Annotated in this window: 16 protein-coding genes; 3 read left to right on the top strand and 13 right to left on the bottom strand. The window is 69.8% G+C overall.

The genetic code is table 11. From position 1 onward, the window contains the following. Window positions 1-68 precede the first annotated feature (68 nt). A complete protein-coding gene (locus tag BLS70_RS18885) occupies window positions 69-1,301 on the top strand; it encodes an NAD(P)/FAD-dependent oxidoreductase (RefSeq protein WP_091771089.1) in 1,233 nt (410 codons plus the stop codon). Between the two features lie 1,013 nt (window positions 1,302-2,314). Here BLS70_RS18885 and BLS70_RS18880 read toward each other — a convergent pair. The 3 genes from BLS70_RS18880 to BLS70_RS18870 form a co-directional block, all read right to left on the bottom strand. Next, window positions 2,315-3,460: an XRE family transcriptional regulator gene (locus BLS70_RS18880; protein WP_091771087.1), complete on the bottom strand. Its 1,146-nt coding sequence runs from the start codon at window positions 3,458-3,460 to the stop codon at window positions 2,315-2,317. Continuing rightward, window positions 3,457-3,984, bottom strand: coding sequence for a hypothetical protein (locus BLS70_RS18875; RefSeq protein WP_143030459.1), 528 nt, complete (start codon window positions 3,982-3,984; stop codon window positions 3,457-3,459). The genes BLS70_RS18880 and BLS70_RS18875 overlap by 4 nt, the downstream gene beginning before the upstream one ends. Window positions 3,985-4,278: 294 nt before the next feature. After that, window positions 4,279-4,986: a TIGR02391 family protein gene (locus BLS70_RS18870; protein WP_255362586.1), complete on the bottom strand. Its 708-nt coding sequence runs from the start codon at window positions 4,984-4,986 to the stop codon at window positions 4,279-4,281. Between the two features lie 729 nt (window positions 4,987-5,715). Between BLS70_RS18870 and BLS70_RS18860 the strand changes: the two genes are divergently transcribed. Further along, a complete protein-coding gene (locus BLS70_RS18860) occupies window positions 5,716-6,381 on the top strand; it encodes a DUF1889 family protein (protein WP_091771079.1) in 666 nt (221 codons plus the stop codon). Between the two features lie 143 nt (window positions 6,382-6,524). Here BLS70_RS18860 and BLS70_RS18855 read toward each other — a convergent pair whose 3' ends face one another. Beyond that, window positions 6,525-7,229, bottom strand: coding sequence for a PRC-barrel domain-containing protein (locus BLS70_RS18855; RefSeq protein WP_255362581.1), 705 nt, complete (start codon window positions 7,227-7,229; stop codon window positions 6,525-6,527). A 206-nt stretch (window positions 7,230-7,435) separates the two neighbouring features. After that, the gene (locus BLS70_RS20585) at window positions 7,436-7,891 is read right to left on the bottom strand and encodes a hypothetical protein (RefSeq protein ID WP_143030457.1); all 456 of its coding nucleotides are present in this window, start codon (window positions 7,889-7,891) and stop codon (window positions 7,436-7,438) included. A gap of 492 nt (window positions 7,892-8,383) precedes the next feature. Here BLS70_RS20585 and mobF point away from each other — a divergent pair, with 492 nt between their 5' ends. Continuing rightward, on the top strand, window positions 8,384-13,873 hold the full coding sequence (gene mobF, locus BLS70_RS18850; protein WP_091771200.1) for a MobF family relaxase: 5,490 nt from the start codon (window positions 8,384-8,386) through the stop codon (window positions 13,871-13,873). A gap of 332 nt (window positions 13,874-14,205) precedes the next feature. Here mobF and BLS70_RS18845 read toward each other — a convergent pair whose 3' ends face one another. The 8 genes from BLS70_RS18845 to BLS70_RS18810 all read right to left on the bottom strand — a co-directional run bounded on the left by BLS70_RS18845 (window position 14,206) and on the right by BLS70_RS18810 (window position 20,926). Next, window positions 14,206-14,925, bottom strand: a complete 720-nt coding sequence (locus BLS70_RS18845) for a hypothetical protein (protein ID WP_091771077.1) — start codon at window positions 14,923-14,925, stop codon at window positions 14,206-14,208. Further along, a complete protein-coding gene (locus BLS70_RS18840) occupies window positions 14,918-15,619 on the bottom strand; it encodes a TIGR02391 family protein (RefSeq protein ID WP_176946490.1) in 702 nt (233 codons plus the stop codon). The genes BLS70_RS18845 and BLS70_RS18840 overlap by 8 nt, the downstream gene beginning before the upstream one ends. A 163-nt stretch (window positions 15,620-15,782) precedes the next feature. Then, window positions 15,783-16,082 (bottom strand): DUF1330 domain-containing protein, encoded by a 300-nt coding sequence (locus tag BLS70_RS18835; RefSeq protein ID WP_091771073.1) that lies wholly within the window; start codon window positions 16,080-16,082, stop codon window positions 15,783-15,785. Window positions 16,083-16,339: 257 nt separating this feature from the next. Beyond that, window positions 16,340-17,662: a hypothetical protein gene (locus BLS70_RS18830; RefSeq protein ID WP_091771071.1), complete on the bottom strand. Its 1,323-nt coding sequence runs from the start codon at window positions 17,660-17,662 to the stop codon at window positions 16,340-16,342. Window positions 17,663-17,665: 3 nt separating this feature from the next. Continuing rightward, window positions 17,666-17,962 (bottom strand): hypothetical protein, encoded by a 297-nt coding sequence (locus BLS70_RS18825; RefSeq protein WP_091771069.1) that lies wholly within the window; start codon window positions 17,960-17,962, stop codon window positions 17,666-17,668. Beyond that, a complete protein-coding gene (locus tag BLS70_RS18820; RefSeq protein ID WP_091771067.1) occupies window positions 17,959-18,546 on the bottom strand; it encodes a hypothetical protein in 588 nt (195 codons plus the stop codon). Before BLS70_RS18820 ends, BLS70_RS18825 begins: the two co-directional genes overlap by 4 nt. After that, on the bottom strand, window positions 18,543-19,106 hold the full coding sequence (locus BLS70_RS18815) for a hypothetical protein (protein WP_091771065.1): 564 nt from the start codon (window positions 19,104-19,106) through the stop codon (window positions 18,543-18,545). Before BLS70_RS18815 ends, BLS70_RS18820 begins: the two co-directional genes overlap by 4 nt. After that, a complete protein-coding gene (locus BLS70_RS18810; protein ID WP_255362580.1) occupies window positions 19,103-20,926 on the bottom strand; it encodes a type IV secretory system conjugative DNA transfer family protein in 1,824 nt (607 codons plus the stop codon). Before BLS70_RS18810 ends, BLS70_RS18815 begins: the two co-directional genes overlap by 4 nt. Window positions 20,927-21,039: the final 113 nt, after the last annotated feature.

The raw sequence follows: 21,039 nt of genomic DNA, 5'->3' as shown, positions 1-21,039 counted from the left end.
CCTGGCGGTATGCCGTACGTCTTGTACCGTACGGGGGTATTTGACGAGCCGCAAGGAGGCGATCGGTGATGGGGATGACACGAGTGCTTGTGGTGGGTGCGGGGGCAGCGGGCAGCGCGGCTGCCACGGTGCTGGCGCAGGCCGCGGGCGAGCTGGAGGTGGTGGTCGTCAGTGCGGAGGACCGGCTGCCGTACAACCGCACGACGGTCAACAAGGGGCTGCTGTCCGGCGCGGTCGACGACGCGAGCATCGCCCTGCCCGGCATGGACCTACCCGGGGTGACGTGGCGGCTGGGTGAACGCGTCGTGCACCTGGATCCGGTGGACCGCTCCGTGCGTCTGGCCGGTGGTGAGCAGCTCACGGCCGACGCGATCGTGCTCGCCGTCGGGGCCTCCCCGCGGCCCGTGCCGGGGCTGGGGCCGGCTGCTGATCGGATCTTGACACTGCGGTCGGCGGCCGACACCGCGCAGCTGCGCGCGGCGCTGACCCCGGGGGCGGCGGTGGCCATCGTCGGTGCCGGGCTCATTGGCACCGAAACCGCCGGCGTGCTGCGCCAGGCCGGCCACCGCGTCGTTCTGCTCGACACCGCTGCGGCCCCCATGGCGCCGCTGGTCGGACCGACGGTGGCGAAGTGGATCCTGCAGGCGCACCGCGCGGCCGGCGTGGACGTCCGCGTCGGGACAACGCTGCAGACCCTGTCGGAGCAGGCGGACCAGAGCCTGTCGCTCGCGCTCTCGGACGAGACCCAGGTGGCCGCCGAAGTGGTCCTGGCCGCGCTTGGCGCGGCTCCGGACACCGGCTGGTTGACCGGGATCGGCGTGTTGGATGACGCCGCCGCCGGGGCGGTGAACGTGGACGATCAGCATCGGGTCACCGGCTGGCCGGGCCTGTACGCCGCCGGCGACAGCGCCGCCTTCCCCGGCCCCGACGGCGCGCGGGTCCGGATCGAGCACTGGGGCGCGGCGCTCGCCCAGGGCAGGAAGGCGGCCCATGCGGTGCTGGCCGACCTCGGCCTGCGCGAGCCGGACAACGCGGTGCCGCCCGAGCTGCCCAGCTACAGCACCTACGTGCACGGCACGAAGCTGACCATCCTGGGATGGCCGCAGCTCGCTACTGGGGAGGTGCCCCTGCTCGGTACCCCGGAGGACGAGCGGTTCGCCGTCGCGCTGCACGACGCTGACGGCCGCCTCGTGGCGGCTGTCGGTGTCGGCGGAGCCCGGGCCGTCAACCGAATCACGGACTTGCTGCAGCGACGGGCGCCAGTAACCGAGCTGGCGTCGGACGCGGCGGCGGGCCGTTGACCGGCGCGGGCACCCAACGGCTCGAGTGCACAGGCAGCTGACCCGCCGACTGCGGCGTGACCGCTACTGGTCACCGTTGCGGTCGACCTGGTGCGCGCCTGGGCGGGGAGACCGCCCAGACTTCTAAGCGGGCCATGCCGGTTCGATCCCGGTCACCCGCTCCACGCGAAACCGCAGCTCGGACCGCCCGTTAGGCGTCCTGAAAGAGTCCTGGAGGACCCTCCGGAAGGCCCGATATGACTCCATTCTGACCCCTGATTTCCACTGCGTGGGTCATGAATGGGTCACGCCGGGCGGCTCCATACGGCCAGGTGAGCCCCCGTTCGACCCCTCGGACGGGCGTGCCCCGTGACCACGACGGGTCACGTGGTGAGCTCAAGGTTGTGCCGGGCGGCGATTCGCCGAGCGATCTCCTCGACCGGCGCCGCGAGCCGCTCTGCCGCCGCGCGACTGTAGGTAACAACGGCGTAGACGGCGTACTGCCACAGTGAGGTCTACCACCAGCCGGCATCGCTCAGCAGGACAGGCTGTAGGCCGCCGCGCATGCAGGCGGCGGCGTAGAGCGCGTACTGGCTGTTGCGATGCTTGACGCGGCCGCGAGAGGAAACCTCCGGCAGGTAGATCAGCCGGCACCTGGGAGCCGTGCGCCGGACACGGCCCGGGATAGACCTTCAGGCCTTCATCGCAACGGGTCGGGAGTTCCACGCCCCCGCCGCGGCGATCCCAGTGGGGCAGGGAGGCGGCAAGGCGGCCGGCCAGCTAGCCGATCACCGCCGCTCAGCTGGCACGCGGACGCGCAGTCGATCTCGGTGATGCTCCGCCCCACCCATCCCACCGCCACGAGACCGTCGCAGCCGGGGCAGGACTCCCAGTTCACACCTCGCTCGGCGAAGCGCACCCAACGGGTGCCATCGAGGTGAGGTTCCCGCGGCGCGTTCTGGCTAGCTGGGGAGCTCGCCGGTCCTGGCCATGCGCTCAGCTACGTCGTAACACTGCTCGTTGCGTCGACCCGACTAGGTCTTTCGTGAGCTGAGGAACACCACCCGGCCCCCGCTGTGTGCCGGTCCATCTGGCACTCGCGGCGCGGGTCGGCGCCCTACCGGTGGCGTGGCGTATCGGTCCAGCTCTCGGGTGACGTCAGCGGTGTACCGCCTCACGTGGCGTGCGAGCCCGCGCGCATCTGGGGGCGTCCCGTAGACCAACTCGACCATTTTTCGCAGGGCACGCGGCTTCTCGGGTTCTCTGGCGTCGGCGCCCGGCTCCCGGGTGCGCCAGCCACGCACGCCAATTTGACGATGCAGCGACGCTGCACGGCCGGAGTCAATGACTCCGAGCTCGAGTGCCCGGAACACCAGTGCGCCCAGCGACATGCCCCAACGCAGCTTCAGAGGAGCCAGTCGAGCGAGAGTGAGGGGTCGAGGAAGCTCCTCGAGCGCGGCATCCCGAGGGAAGAGGAAGGCGCCAGCGAACCGATTGGCGTCTTGCTCCACGTCCAGCCCACCACTTGGGTCGTAGCTGGCGCTGCGATGTAGCACCAGGTGACCGAGCTCATGGGCGGCCGTGTGACGCACGCGATCCCAGCTGCGGTGCTCGCTGATGGCGATGATCGGCCGTTCCAAAGCTGGTCCAGTCCAGGTGCTGAACGCGTCGAGCAGTCCATCGGCCGCGTCCTCCATCGCATAGACGAAGATCCCGGCCCGCTCGATGCTGTTCCACAGCCTGGGGATCACGGCGTCCGGAGGAATCGACAGAGCTGCGCGTGTCTGCTGAGCCGCTTCCTCGATGTTGGTGGTCGCCCGAAGGGAGGGCACGCGGGCGCTGGGTGCGTCAACGTGCTGGAGCACGACGTGCGCTATCTCGTGCGCCAACTCCGCCCGTCGTCGCACCGCAGCGAGGGAGCCCTTTGTCATGCGCTTGCGAGCACGGAAGCGCATGGAACCGTCGCCGAGCTCCTCGGGGATGGGGGCAGTGAAGAAATCCGCGGGCATGAGCAGACGAGCTGAGAGGACATCCAGGGCGTCATGGTTGACCGTGGCAGACGAGTCGCTCGTCTCCAGCTTGGTCAACCAGCTGGGGCTCTTCCCGAGCGCCGCAGCAAGCTCTCCCTGGGGCATCCCTCGCAGCTCCCTCGCCTGGCGAACACGGGAGCCGTAGATCATGAGGGATCGTCCCCGTCCTCTTCCCGCGCGTCGTCGGTGCGCAGGCGGAACTCCTCATCGAGGTCGTCCTGGACGGCAATGTCCTCGGCAGCGGTGATGTCATCGAGGGCGGCCGCCGAGTCAATGACGGCGATCCGCCAGACCGCCGTGGCGTTCTGGTCGCTCTCGTCAGATCCAGCCTGCGGCATCAAGAGGTGCTGGACGATGTCACCGGTGCGGGTCATACCCCAGGTCCACACCACGGTGACCACGTCGGACTCTGGCAGCTCTTCCGCGAAGAGGGACTCCTGGTGATACTCGAGAGCCCTCGCCTGGCTGCGGGGCTGGGGCGTGCACGCACCCCTGGGCTTCTTGAGCACCCGCACCACGACGTCGCCGGCGGCACCGAGCCGGAGCTGCACGCTGTTGCGGATGCCCAGCTCGAAGCGGCACTCCTCGCCTCCGACGCCCGCGTCCACCAGAGCCTGGCCGAGCTGTGCGCGGAACACGTCAGGGAGGCTGGCGTCGGCGATCTCCGGCATCATCCCGGTCTGGAGCTCGTTCGAGCGGTGCACGGCGTGTTCGACCAAGGAGGGCAGCTCCGGGACGATCCGGAGCACCTCAGCGAGCCCGGACTCCGGAGCGCGGAAGCGGTGTGCGATCACGTGGAAATTTTTACCCGGTCTGCTACACCTTGCGCAAGCCCGCGGACGTTCCGCGTGTCGGCCGGCCGTCGTCCCAGTACTGGAGCGACGTCGTCGCGAAGTAGCTGGCCAACGCACGATCATTGGCGACGCGGCGTCACAGCTGGTCATGGCCTCGGGCGTCAGCCTCTCGGGCTACCGCCCACCAGGTGCACTGTTGGGGCCCACAACCGGCTCGGCGGCACGGACGACGGTGGTGGTCTCGATCATGCTGGCAAGGACGCTGAGGGCGGCGAGGCGTTCGAGCGCGTACTGCTCTAACCAATCATCGGCGTCGTGCACGGCGGGGTTGCGGATGACGCCGAAGCAGCCGGCGGCGTAGTCCCTCAGCGCCTGCTGCTGGCCCTTGACCATGCCCTTGGATTGGTCGCCGGGCAGTCGGAGTCGGGCGTTGCCGGGGGCGGGGTCGTTGGTGCTGAGCGCCTGATTCATCAGGTCGTTGTCGGCAACGTCGCGCCGGTCGACGAGCTGCTGCACCCGACTGTTGATGGACTTGGCTGCAGCGTGCACGGCCTCGCGGTAGTGCGTGGTCTCCCAGAACTGCTGGGCGGCGCCCCAGACCCACGGGTGCATGTCGCCGAGCGGGATCCGCGGCATGTCGGGCCCGAGGCGCACCTCGAGCTCCTCTTGGTCTCGGAGCATGCCGATGACCCGCAGGACGGCGACACGGTTGTCATACACAGCCTCGTGCGTCGGATTCGAGGAGAGTTGCTCTCGGCTGACCCGGCTCACGATGGTCGCGGCCGTGTAGTGCTGTCGGTGAATCAAATCCATCGCTTCCTCCCGCCGGCGCACCGTGTCGACGTAGCTGTCTAGCGGCAGAGCCAGGTAGCGGTCGACCATCGCCACGTAGGTGCCGAGCCTTGCCAGGAGCCAACCTCTGTCCACGGCGAACGACTGTATGGGTGGCCGGTTAGTGGTGGGCGGGGGTCCAGGTGGGGTCCTCGACGACGCCCGGCGACGACACCGAAGCTGGTCGGGATTCAGCCGGCGGGGACGGTGGTGCCGTCGGTGACGACGATGCGGGCACCCGCCTTATGTGTCTCTGAGCGGCCCACTTTGGGGCACCGGCGGGAGATCTCTACGGAGCGTCAGACCTAGGCTGATCGCTACCCGAGCGGCCCTCACGCACGTGGTGGAGCCAGCGCTGCATGGGTGGAGTCTGAAGCAAGAGGAAGCCGATGAACCCGCCCACTCCACCTGAGATGGCGACCCAGACGTCGAGCCCGAATGCGTATGCCAGGCCGGCGAGACCGGCGATCAGGACCAGGTCAAACAGAAAGGCTCCCCAGAGCACCCATCGGCGGTTGACGTCTCGCCGGACTGGGTTGCGGGCAGCCACGTCGCCGAAAGTAGAGGGTGGATGGGCTCGGTGGCCTCCCGCGGGAGAGGCGTTCACCCGAGCGAGTTCCGCGGCCAGAGCTGCCCGATAGGCCGCCCTGTGGGCGCGGGGCAAGCAGGCCTGGCGTCGGTGTCCCTGAGCGGCCCACTGAGGACATTCACCGGAAATGTGCGCTGCCTGCGAGCGCTGATGAAGCGGGACTGTCGGAGGTCGGAACTACGTTTCATCGCATGCGCCGCGCCTACATTTCTCCCCACGTGGATCTCCAGACGTCCTATCGCCTCGCCAAAGCGTGGGCGGGTAGCGATTCCAAGATCACCATCGTCGGCTCAAACACGAGCGCGCTCGAGGCATCACCGTGGCTCGCCCAGACCGGCCTGCCTATGGGCACCACCAGCAACCGGCACAGTCGGTACACCGCACAAGCCCGAACGGGCATCCTCATCGCTTGGTGCCTGGACCTGGTTGAGATCCTCAACATCGAGCGTCGCTCCGAGCTCAGCGGACTCGTCGTGGTCCGTGGCCACAAGAGTCATTCGCCATGGATTACCGCCCATGATGCCGATCTTCTGGGCGGTGAGCCGGTTGCGCGGGTCCCCGAGGCTAGTCCCGCCATCAAAGCCATGGTCGATGGGATCTCGCTGCTGCCGGCGCTCAACCAGGGACTTATTGACTCCCGGGAGCGATCCATGGCGGTGCAGGCACTCACCTACATGCGCAGCCACGGTCACACACTCTTTCCAGACCAGCTCGCCGTCGAAGCCATCCGCCACGGATGGCCAGGAACAAGCCCCTTGGAACTGGCGGACCTAGCCAAGCAACTCAACGCCGGCAAGCGCCTCCGATTTAGCGAGCGACTCAACACGAGCGTGCTTGCGGAATGGGCATCAATGTGACCGGCATCCGTACGGGCCCGTCGCTCGCTCCAGAGACGGCATGTTTCTACGCGGCTCACTAATGGGCACCCCGTCGGCGCCTAAGGTGAGCTGACGCGGCCGAGGAGCACTTCAGTGTTTCTCTACGTCCGGCGATACAGGTCTTACGGGCTTTGGCTTTCCCCCTCGTCCGGCATCGAAGTCTCGTCGGCGCGTGCTCGCCTAAATCCCTCCACGATTGCCCTGACTTCCTCGTCCGTCTCGCCTTCGCGCCCAGGTTCAGCGGACGCCTTTTTTTCGGCGAGATGCCTCCACAGATCCGCCTCCTCCACGTTCGTGCTGACCACGTAACGCCGCAATCGCGCTCGCGGTCGATCACGACGGGATTGCTGACTGGGCCCAGATGTCATGCCGTAGTATCGGTGGAGTTCTTCTTCTTCTTCCGGCGTCAGGTGCCCCGCCGTGTCGATTCGGGGCGCGCGCTTAACCTGCGCGCCAGTTACAGGTACATGCAGATCATCCTCCAACAGATTGGCGTTCCCTAGTGGGACGAAGGATTCGCGTGTACCAAGGAGTCCGGTCCGGACGGTCACCCACTCAGGCTGACCAGTCTCGTCGTCGAGATATACCTCTGAAGCCGAGCCAATTTTCGCGCCCTTTTGATCGACGACGTCCTTGCCGACGACTCTCACAGCGCCTGACGGGCCCGCCTCAGCGGTCGATGGGGCCGCCGCGCCAGGGACCGGCGGACCGACGGGGTTCCGCTCTGTCCCTCCGGAGGTTGCGGTGAGGTTTGGCTCCATCACTACCACGGTGTCAACGACGTCAACTACTACCGCACGGCCATACATCTCCCTGATGGCGCGCACGGCCTCCTCCCTGGTCGGGTGAGTCGTCCGTGTGGCTGCGGGCGCATCCCAGTCGACGGCGACCGGGGTCCCTTGCTCATCGAACGATCCGCGAGCGCGAAGCATGTCGGCACGGGCCCGATGGAAGGCGCGCTCATCGCGCCGCCGTTCCCCGGGAAGTCGGAACGGCCCCCACCCAACGACGCGGATCTTCGACTCCCGTGTCATCACGAACCTCCCTGGCCGCTCAGCATGGAGTAGGCAGCCGCACTTCCAGTGAACACCGAAGCAAGCAACTGCAGCCACATCAAAGCTCGAACAGTCCGTACGTTGCCCTCGTTGGAGTAGGTGGCCCACAGCGCCGCCTGCCGCAACTCGAACAACGTGCGGCCTTGACCCCAACGTCCCAGCGCAGCCGATTCCAGTACGCGACTGTGGTCTGGCTCCTTGAGCCGGTCAGCAACGATGACTGCCACAGTGAGCAGGAATGCGCCAGCAAGGCTCCATGAGGCCACCCAGTCCCATGCAGACGTTTCCGTCCCGGTCTGTAACGCTGATGCGACGACTGCCCCCGCGACGCCGGTGGCAAACGTACTCACCAGTTTGGTCGTGTCGACCGCAGCTCGTTGGCGCGCGAGCACGCGATCGGCCTGCGCCTCCAGCCACTCCTCCGTTGTGGTCACTGACGGAGGTTAACGACGCCGCCACTGAACATCCCGGTCGAACGTGTAGTGGGCTTGACTCAGGAAGGAACACGTCCCCGCAGACGAGCGCCCGGTCGTGGCGCCGCGGGTGTCCCCTAAGCCGCCATCAGGGACACCGAGAAGCCGACCTGGGCCGGCTCTCCAGCAAGGCGTCGCTCGCTTTACGCCTTCGCGGAGCGACGGCCCCAGGGCCGGAACCACCGGAGACTCCAAGATCACGGAGCATCACACCTCATGCACTGTCGGCGTAGCCCCCGAGAACCGTCCTGTCCGGAGCGCGGAAACGCACTAGCTGGGGCGTCCGTCGCCGGTCATCTCCGGCGGGTGGCCCAGCAAGAGCCGAGTCGCCGCGAAGAACGCGGAGCGATCGAACGCGGTCCCCGCGACGCGAAGGCCTCAGTGGGAGGCCTCAACGACTAGAGAACTCCGCAACCGGCACTGGGGGCCGCGTTTCTAGCGTCCGCAGCTGTGATGTCCCTGCACAAGCTGACAGCGGGCGACGGCTACACCTACCTCACGCGCCAGGTAGCAGCGCTGGACGCCACCGAGCGGGGCTCGGTGGGGCTGGGTGATTACTACTCCCAGCGTGGCGAGTCGCCCGGTGTGTGGGCCGGCGAAGGCTTGGCCGGGCTCCCCGGGCTCGTGACCGGGCAGGCCGTCGGCGAGGAGCAGATGACGGCTCTCTTCGGCGAGGGCCGCCATCCCAACGCGGCACGCTTGGAAAGGGAGGCGTTGGCTGCCGGCGCGGCGCCGGCCGAGGCCCGGGCCGCCGGCGCGCTAGGACTGCCGTTCCTGGTCTACGCCATTTCCCCTGACGGCTTCCGGGCGCAGTGCGCGCAGGCGTTCGCCGTCGTCAACGCCGAGCGCGGGCTGCAGCGCGACGTCCCCTTGCCGGCGGCGGAACGGGCCCGGGTCCGCAGCGAAATCGCCCGCGAACTGTTCGCCGCCGCGTATGGGCGTCCGCCGGCGGACGCCCGTGAGCTGTCGGGCTTCGTTGCCCAGGCCTCACGGCCGGCGACCCAGGCGGTGGCCGGGTGGGACCTGACGTTCTCCCCGGTTAAGTCGGTGTCGACGCTGTGGGCGCTCGCGCCCCGTGGGGTCGCCGAACGGGTTGAGGCTGCGCACGCAGCGGCGGTCGCCGATGCCCTGCGCTGGCTCGAGAAGCGGGCTGCCTTCACCCGGCTAGGAGCCGGTGGGGTACGCCAGGTGGAGACCACCGGACTCGTTGCGGCGGTGTTCACCCATCGCGACTCCCGCTCCGGCGACCCGGACCTGCACACGCACGTGGCGGTCAGTAACAAGGTGCAGACCCGCGAAGGTCAGTGGCGGGCGCTGGACGGGCGGGTGCTGCACAAGGCCAACGTTGCTGCGTCGGAGCGGTACAACACCCGGCTGGAGGTCGAGTTGATTGCCCGCCTCGGGGTCGGGTTCGCCGAGCGCCCAAATAGAGAGGTCGGCAAGCGGCCGGTCCGCGAGATCGTCGGCATCGACTCCGCGCTGCTGATGATGTGGTCGTCCCGGCGGCGAGCGATCGACGTCCGCCGCGGCGCATTGGCCGCCGACTTTCAACGTGAGCACCACCGGCCACCCACCACGACCGAGGCCATCGCTCTGGCGCAGCGGGCGACGCTGGAAACCAGGGAGGCCAAACACGAGCCGCGCTCACTGGCCGAGCAGCGGGCGACGTGGCGGCGCGAGGCGCTCGCCGTCCTCGGTGACGGGCTGCGCCTGTCCGGCATGCTCGACCGCGCCCTGGCGCCCCCGCCGTCGCCCCCCGTACAGGGGCTCACGACGACGTGGGTCCAGTCGGCCGCGGCCCAGGTGCTGAGCACCGTGAGCGGACAGCGTGCGACCTGGCAGTACTGGCACGTGCGCGCTGAGGCCGAGAGGGTGGCGCGAGCCGCCGCGCTCGCCCCGGACGACGTCGACACGGCCGTCACCCGAGTTACCGCCTGGGCGCTCTCCCCCGCCCTGTCGACCCCGCTGGGCCAACTGAATCCCATCGTTGAACCGCTGGAGTTGCGCCGCTCGGACGGGGCCAGCGTGTACTCGGTCGCCGGCGCGGAGCTCTACACCTCCCGCGCGGTCCTGGACGCCGAAGCGCGGCTGGTGACCGCCGCCGGCCACCACGACGGTCGCCGTGCCGACCCGGCCCTTGTCGAGCTGGCGCTGCTGGAAGCCGTCGCCAACGGCACGAAACTCAACCCCGGCCAGGCTCAGCTCGTGCGGGACCTCGCTGGCAGCGGCATGCGGGTGCAGCTGGCTATCGCCCCGGCCGGTACGGGCAAGACCACCGCGCTGGCCGCAACGGCCAGGGCCTGGACTGCCAGCGGCGGCAGGGTGCTCGGTCTGGCGCCGTCGGCGGTGGCCACTGCCCAGCTCCGTGAGGCCGTCGGCGGCCCCTGCGACACCGTGGCCAAACTGGTGTGGGCGCTGAACTCCGGAGGCCAGCCAAACTGGGTCGCCGAGATTGGCCCAGACACGCTGGTGATCGTCGACGAGGCGGGGATGGCCGGCACTCTCGACCTCGCCGCCGCCGTCGACCACGTTCTGGGGAGGGGCGGGTCAGTACGGCTGGTCGGTGACGACCGGCAGCTGGCGGCGGTCGCCGCCGGCGGCGTGCTGGCCGAGATTGCCGCCACCCACGGAGCCGTCAGCCTCACTCAGCTGGTCCGCTTCACCGATCCGGCCGAGGCCGCGGCCACCGTCGCTGTCCGCGACGGTGACAGCACCGCCGTCGGCTTCTACCTCGACGCCGGGCGGGTGCACGTCGGCGACGCCGCCACGTGCGAGGAGCAGGCCTACGCCGCCTGGGCCGCCAACCGGGTCCGCGGCGTCGACGCACTGCTGCTGGCCGCCTCCCGCGAGAGCGTTGCTGCACTCAACGTGCGGGCCCGTAGCGACCGACTTGCCTCCCTCAGTGAACCGGTTGGCCAAGAGGTGGCACTGGCCGACGGCACCCGGGCGAGCGCCGGGGACCGGATCATCACCCGCGCCAATGACCGACGACTGCCGCTGGGCGCCGCGGACTGGGTGAAGAACGGCGACCGCTGGACAATCACCGCCGTGCGCGAGGGTGGCGCCCTTGCCGTCACCCACACCGGCAGCGGGCGGCGCACCATCCTCCCCGTCGACTACGTCGCCGAGCACGTGCAATTGGGGTACGCCACCACCGTGCACGGCGCTCAGGGCGTCACCGCCGACACTTGCCACACCGTCCTCACCGGCAGCGAGAGCCGACAGCTGCTCTACGTCTCAATCTCCCGCGGCCGCACCGCGAACCACCTGTACCTGGCCACCGTCGGGGACGGCGATCCGCACAGCATCGTCACCCCTGCTGGGGTCTCCCCACCGACGGCCGCCGATCTGCTGATCGCCATGCTCGACCGCGACGGCGCCCAGACCTCGGCCACTGGCGCCCGCCGTGCGCTGGCCGACCCGGCCGAACAACTGCACTTCGCAGCTGCCCGATATGCCGACGCGCTGCGGTTCGCCGCCGCGCACCGCCTGGGCGCAACGGCTGCAGAGGCACTGAAGGACGCCGCCGAGCAGCTCCATCCCGGGCTCACCGCGGCCCCGGCTTGGCCCACGCTGCACGGGCATCTCGCGCTGCTCGCCGTCGGCGGCGCGGACCCCATCGCCGCCTTGGGGACGGCGGCAGCCGACCGGGCACTGACCGGCGCCCGGGATCCCGCCGCCGTCCTGGACTGGCGGCTGGACATCCCCGGCTCCGGGCCGGCGGGGCCGTTGCCGTGGTTGCCCGGCACGCCGACGACGCTGGCCGACGATCCGCAATGGGGGCCCTACCTCGCCGCCCGCGCCAGCCACGTCACCGCCTGCGCGACCCGGGTTGCCGACACCGCCGCCGCGATGACATCCGCCAACGCACCCCGCTGGGCTTGTCAGCTGCTGATCCCCCACCACGGTGCCCTGCGAGCCGAGCTCGCCGTCTGGCGCGCTGCGCTCGCCGTCCCCGACAGCGACCGGCGCCCGACCGGCCCGCCTCAGCCCGCAACCGCCGAAGGCCGGTACCAGCAGCGGCTCGAGGACGCGGTGGCCGCCGCCGTCCCCGCGGTCGGCGGTTCGGTGTGGGTAAGGCTGGCCGACAGCATCGACCCCCGCGTGCGCCGTGATCCGCACTGGCCTGCCCTGTCCGAGCGGCTTACCGCGACCGACCGCGCCGGCTTCGACGCCGCCGGGCTGCTCGCCGCGGTGGCCGCACAGCGAGCGCTGCCCGACGAGCTGCCGGCCGCGGCCCTGTGGTGGCGACTCACCCCGCACCTCGCCCCGGCGACCGTCGCCGCCGGACAGGACAGGACTGTGCTGCGCCCGGACTGGTGCGCCACCCTGCTGGATCTGCTGCCTGGCGGACTCGGGCACCGCTTGTTGACCACCCCCGCCTGGCCGGCCCTGGTGGCTGCGGTCACCAACGGCATCCGCGACGGCTGGTCCCCCACCGACCTGCTCACGGCCGCGGTCGCCGGCTCGCCGTCCGCTGCCCACGATCGGACCGGAATCGAACTTGCCGAAGCGCTGGTCTTCCGGATCGCCGCCCTCACCGACCCTGAGCCCGTGCAGGCACCCGAGCCGCTAGCGGCCGACCTGCAGCCACCCGAGGACGCGCACCTGCTCCCCCCGGCCGCGGACACCACAGCCCTCACCGGCACCGTCTGGACCGGCGCGTCCGACGTCGACGCAGAACCCCTGGACCCCGACGACGAACCGTCGCCAACCGAAGCGCGGTACTTCACCCCCGACCCCTTCGCACTCGGCGAGCCAGCCGTCGATGAGACGGACTACCTGCTCGAGCAGCACTTTTGGGCCACCGCAGTCGTCGGCCGTGAACGCCTGGTCGAGCTGAACACCCAAGCGGCCGCCTTCTACGCCGACCGCTACCCCAACTCGTGGGCGCCGGACTACCTACGCCAGCGGCTGGCCACCGACCTCATCGAAGACCAGCGATTCATCCCCGGCTACGCCCCCGCTGCTTGGACCGCCCTCGCCGATTTCCTGCGCGCGTCCGGCGCCACCGACACCGAGCTGCTCGCCGCCGGCCTCGCCCAGCGCGCCCGCACCGGGACGCTGATCGACCGGTTCCGCGATCGGCTGGTGTTCCCTATCCACGACCTCGGCGGCGCGGTCGTCGGGTTCATCGCCCGGCGCAACCCCACCGCCACCGACCACGACCACGCCGGACCGAAGTACCTCAACACCCCCGCCACCGACCTCTACCGCAAGGGCGAGCACCTGCTCGGGCTCCACGAGAACCGGGCTGCACTCAGCACCGGCGCTATCCCCGCTCTTGTCGAAGGACCGCTGGATGCCCTCGCCGTCACCCTCGCTGGCGACGGACGGACCGTCGGCGTCGCCGTCCTCGGCACAGCCCTCACCGACCGCCAGGCGGACCTGCTCCTCCCCCACATCTGCCAGAGCAATCCCGGCATTCTCGTGGCTACTGACCATGATGCCGCCGGGCACCGGGCCGCCGAGCGCATCTACTGGCAACTGACCGCCCGCGGCGACGACCCACGCCGGCTGGCCGTGCCGGACGGCCTCGACCCGGCTGACGTCCTTTTCCGCCACGGCGCCGTCGCGCTGCGCGCGGCCATCGAGACCTCGGAAAGTCTCGCCGACGCCCTTCTTGACGTCCGCCTCGCCCGGCCCCAGAGCGAAGGAGATGCTTCGGCCCTCCAGGCGGCAGTGCTCGACGCGGCAGCCGTCATCGTCGCGGCACCACCAGCCCGGCGGCTGGCACATATCGATCGAGTCACTGAAACCCTTGGTGTGCCCGTGGGCAGCGTCCACAGGGCCGTGCTGAACACCGAACCGATGAACGCCGTGACCACGGCCAGTCCGGGGCGGGTGTCCCGGTTGACGTCCCCTTCCGAGAATCCTCACCGGACAGGTCATGCGAGACAGTTGTCGCATGCCACACCGCTTGGGCTGCCGCACTCCCGCTAGGGGTTTCAGGTGCGTGACGGCGGACCGAGGCGTCGGACCTGTCTCTGGAGGCGGCTACAGGGCCGATCCGTCGGCAGGTGACCCACTTGCAGTCGGTCTTTCGAGCCGGGCGTCAGGGACGAGGACGCGTCAAATCATGCTGATTCGAGGGTGGAGGTCTGCCGTTGAATGCCTTCAGCGCGCTTGCCAAGTACCGGAACGTTCCGGGCTTCCCGCGTCACCCGCTTGGCGCCGCCGTTGAGAGTGGGGCCGACGCAGTTTCGTCATCAACCCCCTAGACCGTTGGGCGAACGTTCCGTCCATCGGGGTGGTCTGGCAGGTGGGGTTCGGAGTCATGGCCCGTAGTCCTCCATGTTCTGCTGATACTCCCGCCACCTGTCTTGCAGATGGTCCTCGTACGCATCGAGGTAGCCATCGACACCCCAGGCAAGCATTTGCGCAGCCCCATGCAGCCGTGTCATTGCACTACCCAGATAGATGGGAGTCGGTTCCGGGCGGATGGGCTCCCACTCGAGCATCTTGCTGCCCCGCACCGGCTGGGTCGCATAGCGGAAAGCCATCCCTCCGGCATCAAGGTCGTGCAAGTAAGTCAGGATTCGAGCGGTTTGCTCGGGAAGCCTGCGTCCCTCTTCGCCTACGGCGAAGCCCTCCAACAACGACTCGAGAATCTTGACCAGTCCCGCAATGGAGTGGGTGTTGAGCTGCTTTTCAAGGTTTGCCGGTGCGGCGTCCGTCCCAATGCCCATGCTTCCTCCGAACCTGAGAAGGTTCCTGGTTCGCAGGCAATGCGACTTGAGGCTCAGCTCGATCGCGTGGCGGTAGTTGTGGATGATCGGGAGCGCGGTTTCGGGCTCCCGCCCATCCTGTTGCACGGCCACGCGCCACGCGTCAGCCAGCGTGTCGGCCGCCAGTAGGAAAGAGTTGGCCAGGCGCCAGGGCTTCTCCAACTCACCACCGATGTAGGTGGGCATCTCGTCGTCGTCGGGGTCGAGGGGGCTGAACAGCTCAGCAGTCTGCTTGGGCCCTTCGTCAAGCGTCCACCACTCAGCCACGAAGCTCGGACCTCGCGTCCAGCATCCGGAGTAACAGGTCGGCCAGCAGGACCACTTCCGAGGCGAGGGTGGGGTCGCTGTAGTCGACCTGCCGATGACTCGACGGGTTCTTGAACACCCCAATCGCACCCTGGAACAGGTTCATCATGGCCACCTGTTCACCACGCTCGCTGTTGGTGTCCGCGAGCGGGCCACCGTCCCGGAACGCCTTGGCCATCAGCGGCACGCCAAGATCGCCGGCATCCGCACTAGCCAGTTCGCGGACGCGAATCTCCACCTGCCGCATCGCAGCGAAGGCAGCCAGCTCGTACTCGCCGAGCAGGAACTGGGCGCGTACGCGGGCAGCGATGCTCGGGTGCAGATCGACCTCGAGCCTGGCCTCGGCTCGGAGCAGCGCAAGGCCGTCCGGCGCCCCAAGGATCGCGATGCCCTTGCGCGTGATGAACAGCCAGTCTTGCTGAGGAGGCTTCCCGGACAGCAACCCGTGAAGGATCAGCCAGTCGTACGCCTCCGCCAGTGCGCGCAGGACCGCGTCGGCCTGGTCTCCCTTGAGACCGTTCTCCCTGTAGGAATTGCCAGCACCGATTAGGAAATTGCGACGGTTTTGGTCTCCCCCTCTCTGGAAGCGCCGCAGCAGATGCAGGGCTACCTGCTCGACCGGCAGGTTGAGCGCTCGGTCGGCCTCGATCGGCACGCCCCAAGTCTGTGTCACCACCGGGCGAGAATAGGGCGCGCTGCCGACGACTCCGTGGCGGAGCGACGAGGGCGCCGCCTACGCGAGCGGCGCTCGCTGCCGTCAGCGTGCCCCTAGAGGGCGCCGGGGACCGAAGGCGCATCCGCTACGGATGCGCAGGGCTCTACGGGACGCCGGGAACGATCATCGCGATCCGGGGCGTCGTGGCAGCGAGGCGCTCCTCTATGACCGCCTGGTAGGAGCCGGACTCGTAGACGCGACGGGCGTGGTCGGCGTCGTCGAACCGGAGGATGACCGTGTGGGTTCCGCTGGACGGCGCCTCGGGCAGGTGCAGCGTCTGCGACGTGCTCACGACCAGCTCGCCGCCGTCCGGACCCAGCAGCGCCGGAGTGGCCGCATTCCGGTACCGCAGAAGGCGGTCCTGGTCGGTGACGTCGTAGGTCAGGATGAGGTAGGCGGCCATGCCCACCTCATCGCGCGCCTACGTCCCGCTATTCCCGCGGACGCACCGAGCTGAGGGCCAGATTGAGTTCGCTCAAGCTCGGGACCGGGGATTGCGGCCATCGCGTCCACAGGTCCTAGATCCCTGCCCACGGGCACGGCGCGGACTTCGGCGGCTGAAGTGCGGAAGCACCAGGCGAGGATGACTGACACAAGGCAATGGCCTCTCCCCACGCCCGGCTGGCCGAAAGTTCTGGCGACGTCTCAATAGGCGATCGGCTACCGGGACGGCGAGGCATTCCACGGCACCTGATGCGGGGACCGGATCGTAGCGATGTCCCGTTCAACGGCCTGGGCGTGGCGGAGTAGGCGCTCGGGGACGCCGGACGCTCGCACTTCCCGGACGTAGAGGGCGGCCTGATGTCGTTGAGCCGGCGGGCCGGCCACGGCGGCGCGGTGAAAAGCGTCGGCAAGTCCGGTGGACAGTTCTGTGGCTCTGACGACGGTCTGCCGGAGATGGTCGAGGTCGGCGCCTACGGCCTGTACATGACGCCCAACAATCACTGCCTGCACCCGGTCCTCCGGCATGTTGTTCACGGGTGGCAGGTCCCGGGCCGAGGCGTATAGCCGTCCGGTGAGGGACCAGCGGTCGACGGCCGCGGTGAGGTGGTTGGCCAGGACCGGCAGCTGTCCGGTGACCGGCTGGACGCTGGCTGCCACGCTCGGGAGGTCGCGATCCTCCTCGAGGGCCCCGGCGTCGGAGAGATGGCCAGCATCCCGGCGCACCGCCTCAGCGAGCGTTCGTGCACAGGCAACGACGCCTCGGGCATCGATCGGTCCTGCTCCCCGCCCGTCGTCGAACACCGTGCTGGCTCGGCCGGCCACTTGCCAGGCCAGCCCCGTCACCAGGAACGGTCCCGCATCGTCGCCGCTTGCAGCCGCGGTGACGGCACCGGCGCTGCGGCTGATGATCTCGGCGGCCGCGACGGCGGCACGGAAGTCGCGCAAGGACAGATCATCGGTGCGTCGAGATCGCTCAATTGCCCCGACGAGGGCGGCGGATGCGTCGAGGGCGGTTGTCTCGGATGCGTTGCCCGGTGTCCAGGGTTGCGCAACCAGGCGGTCGAGCACGACGAAGGCCGAGGCGGTCGGGGGCTCGACCTGCGCGATCCGCTCGACGGTGACGGCCAGCTCGCGGACGGTGGCCAGCTCCGGCGCCGCCGCTTCCGGCAGCACATGGCGACCTAGGCGCGCGCAGTGGTCGGCCGCCTCGGCGACCTCCACGGTGACCGCCCACCGGTGGGAGCGACCCATGATGTCGCGGTCGCGACCGACGAGGTCGGCGGCGGCTCCAGCGAGGTCGGTGAGTGGTCCGCCGGTGTGCGGCCACAGCCGGCCGGCGGTGAGGCAGGCGGCGCCGAGTTCAGCGGTGGTGCGCTGCCGCGAGCTGTCGCCTGGGGTGATCCCGTCTTGGGCCAGACCAGTGAGCGCTCGGCCCAGGTGGTCCAGCGAGCCTGTGATGTCCGCGATCGTCGCCGAGGGTGAAGGCATGGTGGCCCGCTGGGTCAGGCCGTCGAGAAGCTGTTGCAAGGTGGTCGCCACGGGTCAGCCCAGCCGTCGCAGGGCCTGCCGGGCAGCGCGCGCAGCGTCGAGGACCGGACCGGCGGCGAAGGTGTCGTCGTCCAGGAGACTCAGTGCTCCCATGGCGGCACGGATGCTGGCGGCCGGGTCCCCGTCGACGAGCGGGGTCGTTCGGGCGCGTCCGCCGGCGAGTTCCAGTAGTTCCGCCGCGTACAGGCAGTCCAGGGCTATGTCGGCAGGCACCTGCTCGCGGTCGGCGCCGACGGCGTCGAGCAGGGATGCGGCATAGCTGAGCGGGTCGCTGGCCGCGTCGACGGTCATCGCGTGTCCCTTCCTCCGGGGCCGGTGGTGCCGAAGCTTGCGTCGCCGCGGCCGGCCGGTGAAGCTCCGCGGCAGATCTGTGGAGAACCGACCCGGCTGTGGACGACCAAGGAGCCGTGGGCGGGCATCGCGTGGTAATCGGCGGCGGCAAGCGTCAGGAGGGCGGCTGCACAATCGCCGAGCAGCCGCCAGTGCAGCTCCCGGGCGGGGTGCCGAGCGGGCAGCGGCGCGGCGGCGGCCAGCACTGGCAGCCTCGCGGCCACGTCGTAGCCGGCGAAAGCGGCGCGGCTGAGCGCGGCGGCCAGCGGAAGCCAGTCGGGGCCGCGGACGAGTCGAGCATCGATCCGGATCACGAGCTCTCGCAAGGCCGGCTCACTGGCTGCGTCGGCGATGTCCTCGCTCTCCAGGTGGGCGGCGACCTTCAGGATCCGCTTGGCGATCGCACGTCGGGCCTCGGTAGTGCGTGCGTCACGCCAGGCGGCCAGCAAATTCGGGACGTGCCGGCTCATCCAGCCGCGGCTGACCCGCACTCCGTCGAGCAGCGACACCCAATCGCCCCGGTCGGAACGACGCTTGCCGCTCATGAACGGCCCTCTGCCAGTCCACGGATGTGGCCCGTGCTCGAGGTGCGGCAGAGGTCGCTGTCAAACAACGCCCGTCGCCACGCGGTCGCTTGCGTGTTGCTGTAGTCGGCAGCCCAGGAGCGAGCCGGCCAGTCCGTGTGCCGGCCGGGTGGGCAACCGATGCCGAGCCGCTCGGCCATGCGGGCGTGGAAGGCAGGCAGCGCGTAGCGGTGCCACTCCTCCAGGGGATGTGGACCTGTGGCGCCGGCAGCGGTGACGCGCAGGCAGGCGAGCACAGCCAGTTCATGGACGAGGTGGGGGTGGGCGGGCCAGCAGGAGGGAACCGTGTGCACGGTCTGCCAGGCGTACGCGTAGTTGAGCCAGGCAGCGACCTCGTCGAGCCAGGGCCACAGCTGAGCCCGCACGTGCGTCGAGCACGTCGCCGGGTCCCAGGGGCGGTCGAGGAGATGGACGGCGGTCGGCGCAAGGCCGGCCTCCTCGGCCTTCCCGAGCTGCTCGAAGGCCCGACGGATTTCCCGCGGAGGCGTCGGAAACCGGATAGCGGTGTCAGGGGCGGTCATCGCGTAGGTCCCTCGGTCGGGGGCAAGTCCGTGCGGACGGCGTCCGCATCCCGCCGGTCGATCAGGGCGGTGTTCCGGTCGCGGGCGGCGGCAACGCGGTCGCGGGCCGCGGTCTGAGCGGCGCGCAGGTCTGCGCCCCGGCGCCCGGCGAGACAGCGGGTGAGCCGCGCGATCAGCGGCGGGGCGTTCTCCGCAATGACCAGAGCCTGGCCGGCTGGCAGTTGGCGGATCTCCTCCGGTCGCAGCACTGGCACCGTCTCGCCGTGAGTGGACCGCGACCATCCGGTCCCCCGGTAGCTGTAGGAGGTCCGGCGCGCCCGGGTGGTGCCGAGCAGGTCGGCCAGCTCGCGGTAGAAGGCGCCGTCCTTGCCACCACCGAAGGCGACAAGAACGTTGGTGAGCCCGAACAGGGCGCGGGATTCGTCCTCGCCGTAGATCAGCACCAGTTGCCGCCAGGTCTGGGCGGCGTAGAGGAAGCTGATCCCGAGCGCCCGGTCGTTGGCCATCCGGGTGCGCAGGGTGGGCAGCGGGGCGGTGGAGGGCAGCTCGTCCAGGCAGGCCAGCAGAGGCGGGCACAACCGTCCGGTAGGAGCAGCACCCGCAAGGTGTAGGGCGGTGTCGAGGACGTACTCGGCCAGGGCGGTCATCAGTGGGGACGCCGAGGCGTACGGATCTTCGCGGCCGAGCAGATAGATGGTGCCGCCCGCGGCCAACAACGCGGCGATGTCGGTGGCCGGGCGACCGGGACCGGGGATGCAGCGGCGGCGGATGTCTTCCTGGAAGAACAACGTCAGCGCCTGCTGGACGGTGGTGGCGGTGTTGCCGGCCGTGCGGGAATCCCCTTGGAGAGCGCCGTGCAGCAGCCCGTCCCAGAACGGCGCGGCGTCCGGGTGGCTGCGCAGGATGTCGGCCGGTTGTGTGGTCGCCTGCGGGTGGGCGGCCCAACTCAGGACGTCTTCGATGGTGCGTCCGCTGAGCGCGGCGGCGTGGAGGTAGGCCTGCAGCACTTTGGCCGCCTCGAATGCGTAGAACCGGGCGGCGCTGTCGCTGCTACCACCGGTGACTGCCCCGGTCAGCGTGCCGGCGGTGAAGGCCTTGGCGCGACGCTCGGCGACCATCGAGTCGGCGCAGCCGGCAACCGGGTCCCACACCAGCTCGGGCAGACCGGGGACAGCCCCGAATGGGTCGAGCACCGCAACCGGGCGGCCGCCTACGGCGCGGGCGTCGCAAGTGAGAAGAAGGTCCTCCGCCTTGGTGAGGGTCACCAGGGCGGCGCCCGGCGCGTCGAGCAATGCCGGCGCAAGCAGGTCGAGCGTCTTGCCGGACCCCTGGGGGCCGTAGACGCCGGTGGCCCGGTCGAAGGGCACCCACAACTCCCCCGCTTCCGGGACGGCAGCGCGCCCCAGCCGCCAGCCCACGTCGGTCGGTGCGGTGCGACGGGCCCGGTGCCGGCGCGCGTGGTTCAGGTCGGGGCGGACCACCGAGGCGACCCCTTGTAGACGTGACCGGCCGAGCACGTCAGCGACCTGGCCACAGGAGGCCATGCCAGACCCTGCACCCAGCCATCGGTGGCAAGCCCATGCCGCTCCTCCAGTTCCGGCCAGGAACAGTCCGAGCCCCGCTGCGATGACCGCGTACACGGCGGCGGACGACGGCACCGCCGCAAGCTGCGTGTCCTTGAGGCCTGCGGTGCGATCGCCGGTGAGCAGCCCGTTGACGGAGGCAACCAGGGCGGCCGACCCGTCGGGCCACGCCCAGCCCCCACTGGTCAGGAGCGCGGCAGCGGCGCGGCCTGCAGGCAGGAGCAGCGCCGCGGCCACCAGCCACACCAGCGCAGCGGCTGCGGGGATCTCCCAGCCGGCCGGGCCGACGTCGGGTTGCGATCGGCCGGCGCTCACCGCCGCCGTCCCCACTCAGGTCGTTGCATGGCTAC

This window comes from Blastococcus aurantiacus (genome assembly GCF_900102425.1).
GTDB classification, from domain to species: Bacteria; Actinomycetota; Actinomycetes; order Mycobacteriales; family Geodermatophilaceae; genus Blastococcus; species Blastococcus aurantiacus.
This window is presented reverse-complemented; position numbering and strand designations above follow the sequence as displayed.